This window comes from Mycobacterium branderi, assembly GCF_010728725.1.
GTDB lineage: Bacteria > Actinomycetota > Actinomycetes > Mycobacteriales > Mycobacteriaceae > Mycobacterium > Mycobacterium branderi.
Genome location: NZ_AP022606.1, coordinates 2,427,828 through 2,443,502, shown reverse-complemented (window position 1 = coordinate 2,443,502; position 15,675 = coordinate 2,427,828). Strand labels below are relative to the sequence as shown.

General features: G+C 65.3%; 12 protein-coding genes and 1 pseudogene. 12 read left to right on the top strand and 1 reads right to left on the bottom strand.

Annotated elements, in window-relative coordinates; genetic code table 11:
• The first annotated feature begins 38 nt into the window (after positions 1-38).
• Together G6N47_RS12640 and G6N47_RS12635 are read left to right on the top strand one after the other, a co-directional pair.
• Positions 39-1,583 carry a mannitol dehydrogenase family protein gene (locus G6N47_RS12640; RefSeq protein ID WP_083131468.1) on the top strand — a complete coding sequence of 515 codons (1,545 nt, stop codon included), beginning with the start codon at positions 39-41 and terminating at the stop codon, positions 1,581-1,583.
• Entirely contained in the window at positions 1,580-2,419 is an 840-nt protein-coding gene (locus G6N47_RS12635; protein WP_083131467.1) for an HAD family hydrolase, read from the top strand. The genes G6N47_RS12640 and G6N47_RS12635 overlap by 4 nt, the downstream gene beginning before the upstream one ends.
• Here the strand turns inward: G6N47_RS12635 and G6N47_RS12630 are convergent, their stop codons facing one another.
• A complete protein-coding gene (locus G6N47_RS12630; protein ID WP_083131377.1) occupies positions 2,420-4,681 on the bottom strand; it encodes an ATP-dependent DNA ligase in 2,262 nt (753 codons plus the stop codon). It abuts the gene before it with no gap.
• Positions 4,682-4,943: 262 nt separating this feature from the next.
• On the opposite strand from G6N47_RS12630, the gene G6N47_RS12625 reads away from it, so the two are divergent.
• The 10 genes and pseudogenes from G6N47_RS12625 (at position 4,944) to G6N47_RS12580 (ending at position 15,655) form a co-directional block, all read left to right on the top strand.
• Positions 4,944-6,341 (top strand): mannitol dehydrogenase family protein, encoded by a 1,398-nt coding sequence (locus G6N47_RS12625; protein ID WP_083131376.1) that lies wholly within the window; start codon positions 4,944-4,946, stop codon positions 6,339-6,341.
• The gene (locus G6N47_RS12620; protein WP_083131375.1) at positions 6,338-7,255 is read left to right on the top strand and encodes a carbohydrate kinase family protein; all 918 of its coding nucleotides are present in this window, start codon (positions 6,338-6,340) and stop codon (positions 7,253-7,255) included. Before G6N47_RS12625 ends, G6N47_RS12620 begins: the two co-directional genes overlap by 4 nt.
• A 35-nt stretch (positions 7,256-7,290) precedes the next feature.
• Positions 7,291-8,517, top strand: a complete 1,227-nt coding sequence (locus G6N47_RS12615) for an adenylate/guanylate cyclase domain-containing protein (protein WP_083131374.1) — start codon at positions 7,291-7,293, stop codon at positions 8,515-8,517.
• Between the two features lie 21 nt (positions 8,518-8,538).
• Positions 8,539-9,459: a non-homologous end joining protein Ku gene (gene ku, locus G6N47_RS12610; protein ID WP_083131373.1), complete on the top strand. Its 921-nt coding sequence runs from the start codon at positions 8,539-8,541 to the stop codon at positions 9,457-9,459.
• Positions 9,460-9,518: 59 nt separating this feature from the next.
• A pseudogene (locus tag G6N47_RS12605) lies at positions 9,519-10,267 on the top strand (hypothetical protein).
• Between the two features lie 353 nt (positions 10,268-10,620).
• On the top strand, positions 10,621-11,412 hold the full coding sequence (locus G6N47_RS12600; protein WP_083131466.1) for an SDR family oxidoreductase: 792 nt from the start codon (positions 10,621-10,623) through the stop codon (positions 11,410-11,412).
• A gap of 2 nt (positions 11,413-11,414) precedes the next feature.
• Entirely contained in the window at positions 11,415-12,491 is a 1,077-nt protein-coding gene (locus G6N47_RS12595; RefSeq protein WP_083131372.1) for an NAD(P)H-dependent amine dehydrogenase family protein, read from the top strand.
• Between the two features lie 50 nt (positions 12,492-12,541).
• Positions 12,542-13,762 (top strand): Nramp family divalent metal transporter, encoded by a 1,221-nt coding sequence (locus tag G6N47_RS12590; RefSeq protein ID WP_083131371.1) that lies wholly within the window; start codon positions 12,542-12,544, stop codon positions 13,760-13,762.
• Positions 13,762-14,841 carry a poly-gamma-glutamate hydrolase family protein gene (locus G6N47_RS12585; RefSeq protein WP_083131370.1) on the top strand — a complete coding sequence of 360 codons (1,080 nt, stop codon included), beginning with the start codon at positions 13,762-13,764 and terminating at the stop codon, positions 14,839-14,841. The genes G6N47_RS12590 and G6N47_RS12585 overlap by 1 nt, the downstream gene beginning before the upstream one ends.
• Positions 14,837-15,655, top strand: a complete 819-nt coding sequence (locus G6N47_RS12580) for an LLM class F420-dependent oxidoreductase (protein WP_083131369.1) — start codon at positions 14,837-14,839, stop codon at positions 15,653-15,655. Before G6N47_RS12585 ends, G6N47_RS12580 begins: the two co-directional genes overlap by 5 nt.
• Positions 15,656-15,675 lie beyond the last annotated feature (20 nt).

The window sequence follows — 15,675 nt, the reverse complement described above, 5'->3', positions numbered from 1 at the left end:
TGAAGCCTGCCGAGGACGAAGCTAAGTTCGTCCGCGCGATGGGATACCGAAAAAACATCAGCAACGTCGTCCCCTTGCGCCGCGCCGTCGGCGTTCCGTTGAGCAACGCCACATTGCCACTGCATTCGCAACGGATCGACGTGCCAACTTATGACAGGTCAGCGCTTCGGCCCAGTGTGGTTCACATTGGGCCGGGCAACTTTCACCGCGCTCATCAGGCCGTTTACTTCGATGACCTTGCGCGCTCAGGTGTTTCCCGACAGTGGGGAGTCACCGACATCAGCCTGCGCAATCCCAAGGTCAAAGATCTGCTGACGGCTCAGGACGGGCTTTACACCGTTGTGCAACGCGGACGTGACCGCCAAACGGCCCGCGTGGTCGGCTCGATCGGCGACTATCACTACGCGCCACACGACAGCGCAGCTGTGCGTGCCGCTCTGACGGATCCTCAAACCCGCATCGTCAGCCTGACTATCACCGGGAATGGGTACTACCTGGACCCGTGTACCGGCGAATTCGATGCCTCCCACCCCGACGTGCGCGCCGATCTGGCCGCACCGTCCGCGTCGTGCTTTGCCACGGCGTGGGCATACCTGACCGAGGCACTCGACTTCCGCCGCCGCGCCGGTATTGCCCCGTTCACGGTGCTGTGCTGTGACAACATCCCGGACAACACGCAGATGGCGCGCACCGCGCTCGTGTCGTTCGCGATGTTGCGTGATCCGGGCCTCGCCCGCTGGATCGAGACCAATGTCGCCTTCCCGTCGACCATGGTCGACCGGATCACGCCGCAGACCTCGGACGAGGACTGCGAATTCGTCGAACGCACATTCGGCATCGCCGACAAACTGCCGGTGCTGACCGAACCGCATTCTCAGTGGATCATCGAGGACAGCTTTTCCCACGGCCGCCCGCCGCTCGAGGAGGTCGGCGCCGAGTTCGTCGCCGACGTCAGCGACTACAAACTCGTTAAGACCCGGCTGCTCAACGCAACTCATTTGGCACTCGGGTGCCTGGCCACGCTGGCCGGCTACGAGCGGACGGACGAAGCGATGAATGACCCGGTCATTTACGGCTACGTCGAGGCGCTCATGCGCGACGAGATCCAGCCGCTGCTACCGGCCGCGCATCCGATGAACACCCGCGCCTATCGGAACACGTTGCTCACCCGGCTCAGCAATCCCCGTATCCCCGACCAGTTGTCGCGGTTGGCACGCCGGGGATCGGAAAAGATGCCGTCGTTTGTGCTGCCCTCCTTGCAGGAGGCGATCAAGCAGGGCGGACCGCACAACCTTCTGATGCTCGCCGTGGCCGGGTGGGCCCGCTATCTGCGCGGCCACGACCTCGACGGCCGCACAATCCACATCCAGGACCCGCAGGCAGAACTGCTGACGGAGCTGGCGACCCGGGGAGGAAACAACGCCTACCCGCTGCTGGAACACGAAATCTTCACCGACCTGCGTGGGGTGCCCCACTTTGCCGAGCACCTCAGCGAGATGATCGCCGACATCGATGCGCGCGGCGTGCAACCCACACTGCGCGAAGCGCTGGGGGACACCGGTCGGGAGGTGGCATGGGGCTGAACCCTCAGGGGCTGGCCGTGATGCGCGAATTCGACCCAGCCCAGATCACCACTTTGCTCTGCGACGCCGACGACAACCTCTTCCCTTCTGAGGCACCGGCTTTCGACGCCTCGGTCGAGGTGACCAACCGCTTCCTGGCCAGGTTCGGCGTGTCGGCACCTCTGACCGCCGACGACTTGCGGAAGAAGGCCGTCGGCAAGAACTTCCGCAGCACCGCACTCGACCTGGCTGTGCTGTGCGAGATCCCGATGGATCAGACGCTGGCAGAGGGCCGCCCCGGGGCAGTTGTCGCTTCACATTCCGACGTGGCAACCGATCGTGCGCTGTGCGCCGACGAACTCGAGAAATGGGTGCGTCAGGAGCGTGAGCACGTCACCGCTCACCTGTCGGTCACTCTGAGGCCAGACCCACAGGTGCTGTCCCCGCTGCGCGACCTCGCCTCGCGGTACACGTTGACCGCGGTCAGCTCCAGCGCTTTGCTGCGTCTGGATGCCTGTTTCACCGCCACCGAACTCGACGCGCTCATTCCGGCGCCGGTGCGTTTCAGCGCGGAAGACTCGCTTCCCGTGCCGACGAGCAAGCCTGATCCGGCGGTGTACCGCCATGCCGGCGAGGTCATGGGCATCGGCACTCATCAAGGCCTGGCCATCGAAGACTCCGTCGCCGGCGTGAGCTCCGCAGTGGCGGCCGGGTATCTCACCGTCGGCAACCTCATGTTCGTCCCGGACGACGAACGTTCTTGCCGCAGTGACGAACTCATCAATGCGGGTGCCCACGCGATCACCGACTCGTGGTCTGCGCTCACCGATGCCCTCTTGTCGCCGGCCGCGACGTAACTATTCCTTGCGCACCTCGTCGGGCGTCTTGTCCGGCCGTAGTCCGCGCCAACTTGGTTGACGCAGGCGCCCGTCCGATGTCCATTCGCTGTAACGAACTTCGCCGACGAGTGTCGGCTCGACGAACGTCACCCCTTTCGCATCCTTGGTGGGAAGCCTTGCGTTGAATGGTGATTCATCGGTGCGCAACGGCGCCAGGGTTTTCTTGAGGTTGGCCAGATCGCGTTCGGAAAAGCCGGTGCCGACTTTCCCGGCGTAGCAGAGCCCGCCCTCATCCGGGATGCCCATCAGCAGTGAGCCGATGCCGCTGGTGCGCCCGCCTTCACCGGCGCGCCAGCCGCCGATGACGACTTCTTGGGTGTTCCAGTGCTTGTCTTTGATCCACGACGCCGAGCGACGACCCGGCTGGTAGGTGGCGTCGCGTTTCTTCGCGACCACGCCTTCCCAGCTGTGCTTGCGCGAATACTCCAGCGCCTCGGCACCGTCTCCGGGCAACAGGTCGGGGACAATGAGATCGGTGCCACGAGCCAAGGTTTCCAGAAGTTGGCGCCGGTCGCGGTACTTGGCCCGCAGCAGCGAACGGCCGTCCAGATAGAGCAAGTCGAACGCCCAGTACTCGACCCGGGTGGCACGCACCCTGTTCTGCATTTCGGAAAACCGGGGTACCCCGGATTCGTCCAGCGCGACGACCTCGCCGTCGAGCACGACGTGATGGTCGGCGAGATCCTTTGCAAGCGAGCGGAATTGGGGATACTCGCCGGTGACATCCCGGCCGCGCCGCGACCGCAGCCGCACAGCGCCGTGGTCGGCGTCGACGAGCAGCCGATAGCCGTCCCACTTGCCCTCGAATGCCCACTGCGACGCCTTCAGGTGTGCCACTGACCCTTCGGTGGCGAGCATCGGGGTCAGTTCGTCGAATGCGAAGACCTTCTGGTCTTTCATCCGGTGCGCCAGCCATTGATCGCCGCTGGTTTGAATCAGCGCGTACCGCCCGGAGATCCGGTTGCCGTGCAGGGTGACGATGACTTCCCCATTTTCGGCGGAGTCGCGGAACTTCTCGGCCTCGTACGTGCCCGCATCCCAGATGATCACCTTGCCCGCACCGTACTCCCCCTTGGGGATCGTGCCCTCGAAGGTGGCGTATTCCAGCGGGTGGTCCTCGGTGTGCACCGCCAGATGGTTCACCGACGGAGTTTCGGGTAAGTTTTTGGGCACCGCCCACGACACCAGCACGCCGTCGCGCTCCAGCCGAAAGTCGTAGTGCAGGCGGCGAGCGTGATGCTCCTGGATGACGAACGCATTGCCTTGGCCGGTAACGGGTTTCCCGGCGGGAACGGGCTCCGGTGTCTTCGACGCGTCGCGCATGCTGCGGTATTTCGTCAGCCGGTCGGGGACGATGTCGGCGTCCAGCTGCGCCAGCAGGTCGCCGTCGCGCCCGACCCGCGCCAGCACCTCGTCGTAGGACAGTTGGCGAAGCTTTCTGTCGTCGAGTTCCTCCCAGGTGCGCGGCGCGGCCACCGTCGGCTGCTCGCGCCCGCGCAGCGAATACGGCGCGATCGTGGTCTTCGACCCGTTGTTTTGGCTCCAGTCCACAAACACCTTGCCGGCCCGCAGACTCTTGGTCATGGTCGAAGTGACCAGCTTCGGCATCGACTTTTCCAGTTGCTGCGCAACACGTTTGGCCAACACCACTGCGCCCCGGCTGCTGACCGGCTTGTCCAGCGGAGCGTAGAGGTGCAGCCCCTTGCTGCCGCTGGTGAGAGGGAATGTGGTCAGCCCGATGTCGGCCATCAGGTCCCGCACGGCGCGGGCCACCGTGGCGAGCTGCGCCAACGTCACGCCTTCGCCGGGGTCGAGGTCGAACACCAAACGTGTTGCCGGGCCGGGTTTTAACTCCTCCCCATTTCGCGTCCACTCCGCGGTAAACCGCCACTGCGGCACATGTACCTCGAGCGCGGCCTGCTGGGCGATCCAGGCCAGTCCGTCCGCGCTGTCGATGATCGGATACGTCGTCGTCGCGGACTTGTGCACCACGCTGGCGCGCGGCAGCCAGTCCGGCGCCGAGGACGCCAGCTGCTTTTCGAAGAACGACGGCTGGTCGACGCCGTTGGGCCAGCGCTTGCGGGTGGCGGCGCGTCCGGCGATGTGCGGCACCATCACCTCGGCGATGCTGGTGTAATAGGCGAACACGTCGGATTTGGTGGTGCCCGTCGCCGGGTAGAGCACCTTGTCGGCGTTCGTCAGCTTCACCAGGGGCGCCATAGCGCCAAACTACGCGTCCCGGCGTCGAAAAGGGCTGCTGACCACCAACTATCGTCTTTGTCGTCAATAATCGTGACGTAGGACACTAAAACGTTACAGAGCCGGCCGCGTTGGGCACGCGGTTGATAATGGACAAAACTGGGATTGTGGCGCATGCGCGTTTGTCACCCGTACTTGGTTCCGCTGACGTAGGCGTGCAGCACCTACGCAAAATCGATTCGGACCGTGGGCCGGGAGGAGTTGTGCAATCGTGCCTAACGCGATGAACCTGAACAACGCGACGCTGAGCAAGCTGCCGATCGCGACACCGCGCTATGACCGCAGCAAGGTCAGCGTCGGTATCGCGCATATCGGGGCGGGTCACTTCCACCGGGCGCATCAGGCCATGTACATCGACCGGCTGCTGCAGCAGGGGCTGGCCCACGAGTGGGGCATCTGCGGGGTCGGCGTGTTGCCGAGCGACTGGCCCATGCGTGACGTCCTACGCGACCAGGACGGCCTCTACACGCTGATCGTGGAGAACCCCGACGGTAGCCGCGACCCGCACGTGATCGGCTCGATCATCGACTATCGTTACGCCCCCGACGATCCTGAGGCAGCGCTGGAGGTGCTGGCCGCGGCGTCCACCCGGATCATTTCGCTGACCATCACCGAGGGCGGCTACCGCGACCCCGACGGGCCCGCGTTCACGTTGATCACCGAGGCGCTGGCCAAGCGCCGCGACCGCGGGATCGCCGCGCCGACGATTGCGTCGTGCGACAACATCGAGGGCAACGGTGACGTCGTAAGCCGGGCCGTCCTGGCGAATGCCGAAAGCCGGGATCCAGCGCTCGCGGAATGGATCGCCGAACACGCCCGGTTTCCGAGTTCGATGGTCGACCGGATCACCCCGGCCACGACGCTGGATATGGCCGCGACGGTGCGGCGCGAATTCGGTGTCAACGACCGGTGGCCCGTGGTGGCCGAGCCGTTCGCCGCCTGGGTGCTCGAAGACGATTTTGCCGATGACAGGCCACCGCTGGAAGAAGCGGGCGTGCTGCTTGTCGACGATGTCCGCCCGTACGAGTTGATGAAGCTGCGACTGCTCAACGCGGGGCATCAGTGCCTGTGCTATTTCGCTCATCTGTGCGGCTTCGAATTTGTTCACGAGGCGGCCCGCGACCCCTTGCTCGCCGAATTCCTGCTCGCCTACTTCCAGTTCGAAGCCATCCCGACGCTGCCGCCGGTGCCCGAGATCGACCTCCACGACTACAGCTGCAACCTGCTCGAGCGATTCGCCAACCCCTGTGTCCGCGATACCGTTGCGCGGCTGTGCGCCTACTCGTCGGATCGCATTCCGAAATGGCTGCTGCCGGTGATCCAGGACAACTTGGCCAACGATGGGTCTGTTCGGCTGGCGGCGGCGGCGGTGGCCAGCTGGGCGCGCTACGCCGAGGGCGTCGACGAGTGGGGTAACCCATTCGAGGTGGTGGACCAACTGGCGGATTCGCTGATTCCGATCGCCCGCTCGCAGCACGAAAATCTCACCGCATTCATCGAGATCACTGCCGTGTTCGGAGATCTGGCGCAGCAGCCGCGTTTTGTCCAGGCATACAGTTGGGCACTGGATTCACTGCAGCGCAAAGGGGCTCGGGCGACGCTGGAAGAGCTGCTGCAATGAGCCGCGGGCTCGTGATCGGTGAATCGTTGATCGACATCGTCGGGTCCGAAGAGCACGTCGGCGGCAGCCCGCTCAACGTCGCCGTCGGCCTTGCCCGGCTGGGCCGCGAGATCGATCTTTTGACCCACATCGGCGACGACCCGCACGGTCGGCACATCGCCGAGCATGCCAAAAATGCTGGGGTGCAACTTGTTTCGGGCAGCATGACTGCCACGCGAACACCGACCGCGCGGGTAACCGTGGACGAGAACGGCTCGGCCGACTACGTATTCGATTTGGAGTGGCAACTGTCCGGGACCCCGGAAGTGGCGCCACCACTCGTCGTGCACACGGGATCGATTGCCGCTGTGCACGAACCCGGGTGCCTGGCGGTCGCCGCCCTCGTCGACACCTATCGCGTTTCGGCGACGGTCACCTTCGATCCCAACGTGCGCCCGGCGTTGATCGTCGACCGCGACCTGGCCCGCGAGCGCATCGACCATCTCCTCGAGCGCAGTGACGTCGTCAAGGTCAGCGAGGAGGACCTGCGCTGGATCGACCCCGACCGCCCGCCCGAGGTGGTTGCCCGAAGCTGGCTGGCGTCGGGACCGTCGATCGTCGCGGTCACGATGGCCGAGCAGGGCGCATTCGCGTTGTGCGCGGGCGGTGAGGTGCGGGTGCCGGCCAGGCCGGTGCATGTGGTGGACACCGTCGGCGCCGGCGACGCGTTCATGGCAGGACTGATCGACGCGCTGTGGGCGATGGGCCTGCTGGGCGCTGATCGCCGTGGTGCGCTGCGGCGAATCCCGCCGGAGACGCTGACCGATGCGCTGCGCGCGGCGACGTTGTCATCGGCGCTGACGGTTGCACGCGCGGGTGCCGATCTGCCCGACCGGGCATCGGTTTCGGCCGCGGCGTCCCGATTCGACGGCTAACGTATCCGCTACCCCGAGAAGACGAGGGGAAGCCTATGCGCCGTACGTTGCTGTCCTGGTCTGCGCGCATCGGTGCCCTCGCCACCGACACGAACGAAACAGCCCTGCAGAAGCGGCTCACCGTCATGCTGTGCGCGGGTACTCTTCCGCTCACGGCGTTGTGGAGCGTGATCTACCTGCAGATGCACGTCCCGTTGGCCGCAGTGATCCCGGCGTTTTACACGTTCGTCACCCCGCTCAACACCGCAGTGTTCGCCTGGACCCGCAATCTGGAGTTCTACCGGTCCAGCCAACTGCTGCTGATCCTGGTCTTGCCGTGGTTGGTGACGCTGGCACTGGGGGGATTTCGGCAGTCCAGCGTCGTCATCATCTGGGCCGCGCTGTGTCCGCTGGGATCGCTTCTGCTGGAAGAGCTTCGGCGGACAGTGCTCTGGATCGTCGGCTTCGTCGCGCTGCTCGTCGTGACCGCTGCGCTGCAGCCCCATCTGACGCCCGCCGATCTGCCCGACGCCTTTGTCACCTGGTTCTTCGTGCTCAACGTCGGATCCGTGATCGCAATAGTTTTCACGCTGTTGCACTACTTCGTCGCGCGTCGCAACTTCTTCCAGGAGACCTCGGAGATGTTGCTGCTCAACATCTTGCCGAAGGAGATATCCGAGGCGCTGAAAACCGAACCGCGCGCGATCGCCGCCCACTATGACGGCGCCAGCATCCTGTTTGCGGACATCGTCGAATTCACTCCGATGGCAGCCGCCATGTCGCCGCTGAACTTGGTGGATCTGCTCAACGAGGTGTTCCAGTGCTTCGACGCTCTCGTCGACAAATACGACCTGGAGAAGATCAAGACGATCGGCGACTGCTACATGGTCGCCGCAGGCGTGCCGCGCCCCCGCGCCGACCATGCCCAAGCCCTTGTCGAGTTGGCTCTCGACATGCGGTCTGAAATTGGTCGTCGGACGTTCGGCGGGCGCAGGCTGGGCTTTCGCATCGGCATCAACTCCGGTCCGGTGGTCGCCGGTGTGATCGGGCGCAAGAAATTCAGCTATGACCTGTGGGGTGAGACCGTCAACATGGCCAGCCGCATGGAGTCGCACGGGCAAAGCGGCGTCATCCACATCAGCCAGGGCACCTTCGAGCTCGTCCGCGGTGAATTCGATTGCGAAGCCCGCGGGCCGATCGACGTCAAGGGCGCAGGCCGCGTGCAGACGTGGTGTGTGATCGGAAGGAAGTCAGACGATCGAGATCGACGCTTACCCGGCTGATCATGCGGGCATACTGACACTATGCGTTCCATCTGGAAGGGCTCGATTGCCTTTGGCCTGGTCAACGTCCCGGTCAAGGTGTACAGCGCCACGGAGGACCACGACATCAAGTTCCACCAGGTGCACGCCAAGGACAATGGGCGAATCCGCTACAAGCGGGTCTGCGAGGTGTGCGGCGAAGTGGTCGACTACCGCGACCTCGCACGGGCATACGAATCCGACGACGGCCAGATGGTGGTGATCACCGACGAGGACATCGCCACGTTGCCCGAGGAACGCAGCCGCGAGATCGAGGTGCTGGAATTCGTTCCGGCAAGTGAACTCGACCCGATGATGTATGACCGCAGCTACTTTTTGGAGCCGGATGGTAAGTCATCCAAATCGTATGTGCTGCTGGCCAAGACGCTTGCCGAAACCGACCGGGTGGCGATAGTGCATTTCGCGCTGCGCAACAAGACGCGGCTTGCGGCGTTGCGTGTCAAGGACTTCAGCAAGCGCGAGGTGATGGTGATCCATACCTTGTTGTGGCCCGACGAGATTCGCGACCCGGACTTCCCGATCCTGGACAAGAAGGTCGAGATCAAACCGGCCGAACTCAAGATGGCCGGCCAGGTCGTGGAATCGATGGCCGATGACTTCAACCCGGATCGCTACCACGACGACTACCAGGAACAGCTGCACGAATTGGTCCAGGCCAAACTCGAAGGCGGCGAAGCGTTTACCACCGAGGAGCAGCCGAAGGAACTGGACGAGACCGAGGACGTCTCGGATCTGCTGGCCAAGCTGGAGGCCAGCGTGAAGGCGCGCTCCGGCGACGGGAAGGCCCCCGCGAAAAAGACGGCGGGCAAGAAAGCACCGGCGAAAAAAGCGCCTGCGAAAAAGTCCGCGGCCAAGAAGGCGCCCGCCAAGAAGGCTCGGGCCAAGGCCGGCTCTAAGTCGTGACGGCGGTGCGACCTGACTGAGCAGGCCAGCGTAATAACTGAAATGAGAGACGGTCGCTGATGGCAGGTGGTGGGACGAACGGCCGTCGTGGCCCGATACTGCGCTACACGTTTGGTGGTGCCCTGTGCCTGCTCGCGGGCATTAACTTGCTGATCGGGTCGCCGTGGTACCTATGCCTGGCCATTGCTGCGGTCGCCGGCATAATCATCCTGGGGCATGGCCGGATTTTTCGGGCCGGGGTCAGCCGAACGACGGATGAGTGGTGTGCCGCTACGTTCCCTGGTACGAGGGAAACGCATACTCAACAAGTGTGCTATTCCCGTTGCTGGGAGTTGGTTTTGTGGCGATGGGATACGCTCCCGGCAATCCCGCGTGGCTTCGGTTCGTCGGTATTCTTCTCTTGGGAATAACGCCACTGTGTGTGTTCTTCGTTTTGCGCATGCGACGCCGATACCTTCTGCGCATAACTCCGTCGGTATTGACAATGCAACTGGGCGGGCGGGGATCCGAGATGACCGAAATCCGGCGTGAGTGTGTCGATTCAATTGAGCCCAAGATGGTTCCGATCGGGGCGTTCCAGTCGCTACAGGTGGCCATTACTTACCGCCCCATTGATTCGGGCACAGGTTCGACGAAGACTGTGCTCGTCGGTCCGCCGCCGGGGCCGGAAGCCATACAGTTGAGCGTTCAGCCGAATAACCTTCTCGACGCGCTCGTGGCTTGGAAAGACGCAACCAACGAGAGCCCGAGTGCGCTGTTGGACCGGATCGAACGCATCCTTCGAGGCCGCGCAATGGCTGGTGTGTGACCCTTGCAGCACGTCCTGCATCCGCGGAAATCCTCACGAGTCTCTAGCGCGACTCTGCGATTTGGTACGCCGCCGCGGCGTATCGCGTACGAATCCGCAGTGTCGCGCCGCAGGCAGACCCGCCCACAGATAACCCCGGGGCGCTCCGATGGCCGGACTCGGTGCGGCGAGGTATGAAGCCGGCGGCCAAGTAGTTCCGGGCCAAGGTGGGCTCGAAGCACACCACACTCCCCCCGCAGGTCGTCATCATTTGATGACGCTCCGAGGAGCACATCGCCGTCACAGCCCGCTAACTAGAACGTGTTTCAGAAAAGGGGTTCCACCGCCGCCCACGGCTTGTTAGCGTGTCGCCCGTGATACTCGACAAATTCCGGCTCGACAACCAAGTTGCCGTGATTACCGGGGCCGGACGCGGTCTTGGCGCGGCCATCGCACTGGCCTTCGCTGACGTCGGCGCCGACGTCGTCATCGCTTCCCGGACCCAATCCCAACTAGAGGCCGTCGCCGAACAGGTCCGCGCCGCAGGCCGCCGCGCCCACGTCGTCGCCGCGGATCTGGCGCACCCGGAACAGACCGCCCAGCTCGCCGGCCAAGCGGTCGAGGCGTTCGGGCGGCTGGACATCGTGGTCAACAACGTCGGCGGCACGATGCCCAACGCGCTGCTGAACACCTCGACCAAAGACCTCAAAGACGCGTTCACCTTCAACGTCGGCACCGCGCATGCGCTGACCACCGCCGCGGTGCCGCTGATGCTCGAGCACTCCGGCGGCGGCAGCATCATCAACATCACCTCGACGATGGGACGGGTGGCCGGACGCGGCTTCGCCGCCTACGGCACCGCCAAGGCCGCGCTCGCCCACTACACGCGGCTCGCTGCCCTGGACCTGTGCCCCAAGATCCGGGTCAACGCCATTGCGCCCGGCTCGATCGCCACCTCGGCCCTGGACATCGTCGCCTCCAACGACGAGCTGCGAGAGCCGATGGAGAAGGCGACACCCATGCGCCGACTCGGGCAACCAGATGAGATCGCAGCCGCCGCAGTCTATTTGGCGTCACCTGCCGGCGCCTATCTGACCGGCAAGGTCCTGGAAGTCGACGGCGGCATCACCTTTCCCAACCTCGACCTCCCGATCCCGGACCTGTGACCATGGCCATTCGCGTCGCCCAGATCGGCACCGGCAACGTCGGCGCCCACGCGCTACGAGCGCTCATCACCAATCCCGAATTCGAGCTCACCGGTGTGTGGGTATCGTCGGACGCCAAAGCCGGCAAAGACGCCGGAGAGCTTGCCGGACTTGATGTTTCGACCGGCGTCGCCGCCACCACCGACCTGGATGCGGTGCTGGCCACCCGGCCGCAGTGTGCGGTCTACACCGCGATGGCCGACAACCGGCTGCCCGACGCGCTCGAAGACTACCGGCGCATCCTCGCCGCGGGAGTCAACGTCGTCGGCAGCAGCGCGGTGTTCCTGCAATACCCCTGGCAGGTGATTCCGCAGGAGATGCTCGCGCCGCTCGAAGACGCTGCGCGGGAAGGCAATTCGAGTCTGTTCGTCAACGGCATCGACCCCGGGTTTGCCAACGACCTGCTGCCGCTGGCCCTGGCCGGCACCTGCCAGAGCATCCAGCAGGTCCGCTGCATGGAGATCGTCGACTACGCCACCTACGACAGCGCGACAGTCATGTTCGACGTGATGGGCTTCGGCAAACCGATCGACGAGATCCCCATGCTGCTGCAGCCCGGCGTGCTCAGCCTGGCCTGGGGATCGGTGGTGCGCCAACTCGCCGCCGGTCTGGGCATCGAACTCGACGAGGTCACCGAGCGCTACGAACGCGAGCCGGCGCCAGCGGATTTCGAGATCGCCTCCGGACACATCCCGCAGGGCAGTGCGGCCGCACTGCGCTTCGAGGTGCTCGGGATGGTCGATGGCCGACCGGCGGTGGTCCTCGAACACGTCACCCGGTTGCGCGAGGACCTGCGGCCGGATTGGCCCCAGCCGGCACAGCCCGGCGGGTCCTACCGCGTCGAGATCACCGGCGAACCCTCGTATGCCGTCGACCTCTGCCTCTCCAGCCCCAACGGCGACCACAACCACGCCGGCCTGGTCGCTACCGCGATGCGCGTCGTCAACGCGATCCCTGCCGTCGTCGCGGCGCCGCCCGGGATCCGGACGACTCTGGATCTGCCGCTGGTGACCGGCCGGGGTCTCTACACCGCCGGCTGAATGTTTCGGCTAACCTAACTTTCTGATTTCGCCCAGCGAAAGTGAGTTAGGTGGCGCAGAGCACCCAGGTCAGGACCGGCTGGTATCTGCTCGGGCCGGCGTTCGTCGCAGCGATCGCCTACGTCGACCCCGGCAACGTCGCCGCGAATGTCAGCGCCGGCGCGCAATTCGGGTTCTTGCTGCTGTGGGTGATCGTCGCCGCCAATGTGATGGCCGGGCTGGTGCAGTACCTGTCGGCCAAGCTCGCACTGGTCAGCGGGCGCACGCTGCCCGAGGCCGTCGGAATTCGCATGACGCGTCCGGCCCGGCTGGCCTACTGGGTCCAGGCCGAGATCGTCGCGATGGCGACCGACGTCGCCGAAGTGATCGGCGGAGCCGTCGCGCTGCGCATCCTGTTTCATCTGCCGCTACTGCTGGGCGGGGTGATCACCGGCGTGGTGTCGTTGCTGTTGCTGGGCATCCAGGATCGACGCGGTCAGCAGTTGTTCGAGCGGGTCATCACCGGCCTGCTGCTGGTCATCGCGATCGGATTCACGGCCAGCTTCTTCGTCGCGACCCCGCCGCCCGACGAAGTGCTCGGCGGACTGCTGCCGCGGTTCCGCGGCACCGAAAGCGTGCTGCTGGCCGCTGCGATGTTGGGCGCCACCGTGATGCCCCACGCCGTGTATCTGCACTCCGGCCTGGCTCGCGACCGGCACGGGCATCCGGCGCCTGGGCCGTGGCGGCGTCGGCTGTTGCGGGTCACCCGCCTGGACGTCGGGCTGGCGATGATCGTCGCCGGAGCGGTCAACGGCGCAATGCTGCTGGTCGCAGCGCTCAACATGCAGGGCCGCGGCGGAACCGGAACCATCGACGGCGCCTACGTGGCGGTGCGCGACACCGTGAACCCGACGATCGCGGTGTTCTTCGCGATCGGGTTGCTGGCGTCCGGACTGGCGTCATCGTCGGTGGGCGCGTATGCCGGCGCGATGATCATGGCTGGTTTGCTGTACCGGTCGGTGCCGATGGTGGTGCGCCGGCTCGTCACACTGGCCCCCGCCCTGCTGATTCTGGCCGTCGGTCTCGACCCGACCCGCACGCTGGTGTTGTCGCAGGTGGTGCTGTCGTTCGGGATCCCGCTCGCGGTGCTGCCGCTGGTCGCGTTGACCAGCGACCGCACGCTGATGGGCGCCGACGTCAACCACCGCCTCACCACCGCTGTTGGCTGGCTGGTCGGGGTTTTGATTAGTCTGCTGAACGTGGTGCTGATCTACCTCACCGTGAAGGGCTAGTGCCGGCCCGTCGTCATACCTACTTCGCGTACGGGTCCAACCTGTGCGTGCAGCAGATGGCGCAGCGCTGTCCCGACGCCGTAGATCCGCGTCCGGCCGTGCTGGGTAATCACGACTGGCTGATCAACCAGCGCGGCGTGGCCACCGTCGAGCCGTTTGCCGGAACCCGGGTACACGGGGTCGTCTGGCGACTCTCCGATCACGACTTGGCGGCGCTGGACAGCGCGGAAGGTGTGCCGCGGCGCTACCGGCGCGACCGGCTGACGGTGCATACCGACGACGGGCCGTCGCACGCGTGGGTGTACATCGACCACCGAGTCGATCCCGGTGTGCCGCGACCGGGCTACCTCGAGCGCATCATCGACGGCGCAATCCATCACCGGCTGCCGCGCCGCTGGATCGACTTTTTGCGCCGATGGGACCCGGCCCATTGGTCTCGGCCGGCGTCTGCACCGGGAACGCCTGCACCGCAATCACTTTCAGAACTGCTGTCGGGCGGCGGCGTGACCGAAGTCAGCCGGCTGCGCTCGCGATTCGGTTTTCTCGCCATTCACGGCGGCGGCCTGGAACAGATGACCGACGTGATCGCCGAACGCGCCGCCGACGCCGCCGACGCGTCGGTGTATCTGGTGCGCCATCCCGACCACTACGCGCACCACCTGTCGTCGGCCCGTTTCGACCCCGCCGAATCGGCCCGGCTCGCGGAGTTCCTCGACCACGTCGACGTCACGATCTCGCTGCACGGCTATGGGCGGGTCGGACGCGGGACCCACCTTTTGGCCGGGGGCCGCAACCGCGCGCTGGCCGCCCACGTCGCCAAGCACGTCGACCTGCCGGGCTACCAGGTGGTCACCGACCTCGACAAGATCCCGTCCGAGTTGCGTGGGCTGCACCCGCACAACCCGGTCAACCGGACACGCGACGGCGGTACGCAACTGGAACTGCCGCCGCGGGTCCGCGGAATCAGCCCGCGCAGCCCCCTGCCCGGCGACGACGGACTCTCACCGGTAACCTCCGCCCTGGTGCAAGGGTTGGCCGCGGCGGCCCGATCCTGGGAACAGATCGGAGTTACTGATTAGCAAGGGTTTTCGCTTTTCCATCGGCATCCACGCGGTCAAGTCCCGCGCCGCGCTGCTCGACAAGGCACGGCGGCTGGAGGATTACGGATTCGACGTCCTGCATCTGCCCGACCATCTGGGTGCGCCGGCGCCGTTTCCAGTGCTGGCCGCGATCGCGCAGGCCACCACAACGGTCCGGCTGGGCACCTATGTGCTCAACGCGTGCTTCTACAAGCCGGCGCTGTTGGCGCGCGACGCCGCCGAGGTCGATCTGCTCAGCGACGGGCGCCTGGAGATCGGGCTCGGCGCCGGCTACGTGCGCGAAGAATTCGAGGCCGCGGAGCTGCCCTATCCGAGCGCCGGGCGTCGCGTCGACTGCCTCGAGCACGTGACCACCTACCTCAAGGAGCACCTGCCCAGCATCCCGATTCTGATCGCCGGCAACGGCGACCGGCTGCTGACGGTGGCCGCCCGGCACGCCGACATCATCGGCCTGACGGGTGCGAACCCGAGAGCGGTGGGCGACCCGCTGGCCGAGCGGATCGACTTCGTCCGCGCGGCTGCCGGCGACCGGTTCGACGATCTCGAATTGAACCTGGCAATCACAGCGGTGCCGGCCGACAACGCCGGGATACCGGACCTGTCGCTGACCCGAAGGTATGCGCCGACGCTGTCCGATGCGGAGCTGTTGGAGTTGCCCGCGGTGTTGAGCGGCTCGCCCCGCGACATGGCCGACAGGTTGCGCGGATACCGTGACACCTACGGGCTGACATCGTTCACTGTGCAGGAGAATCACGCCGAGGGCTTCGCCAAGGTGATCGCGGAGCTGCGCTGAGCTGCAACCGAATCCGATAA

What these genes read in the sequence shown, in the direction of transcription:
- G6N47_RS12640 (WP_083131468.1), top strand. Translation starts at nt 39, where the DNA reads ATGGGATACCGAAAAAACATCAGCAACGTCGTCCCCTTGCGCCGCGCC.
- G6N47_RS12630 (WP_083131377.1), bottom strand. Translation starts at nt 4,681, where the DNA reads ATGGCGCCCCTGGTGAAGCTGACGAACGCCGACAAGGTGCTCTACCCG.
- G6N47_RS12625 (WP_083131376.1), top strand. Translation starts at nt 4,944, where the DNA reads ATGAACCTGAACAACGCGACGCTGAGCAAGCTGCCGATCGCGACACCG.
- G6N47_RS12620 (WP_083131375.1), top strand. Translation starts at nt 6,338, where the DNA reads ATGAGCCGCGGGCTCGTGATCGGTGAATCGTTGATCGACATCGTCGGG.
- G6N47_RS12615 (WP_083131374.1), top strand. Translation starts at nt 7,291, where the DNA reads ATGCGCCGTACGTTGCTGTCCTGGTCTGCGCGCATCGGTGCCCTCGCC.
- ku (WP_083131373.1), top strand. Translation starts at nt 8,539, where the DNA reads ATGCGTTCCATCTGGAAGGGCTCGATTGCCTTTGGCCTGGTCAACGTC.
- G6N47_RS12595 (WP_083131372.1), top strand. Translation starts at nt 11,415, where the DNA reads ATGGCCATTCGCGTCGCCCAGATCGGCACCGGCAACGTCGGCGCCCAC.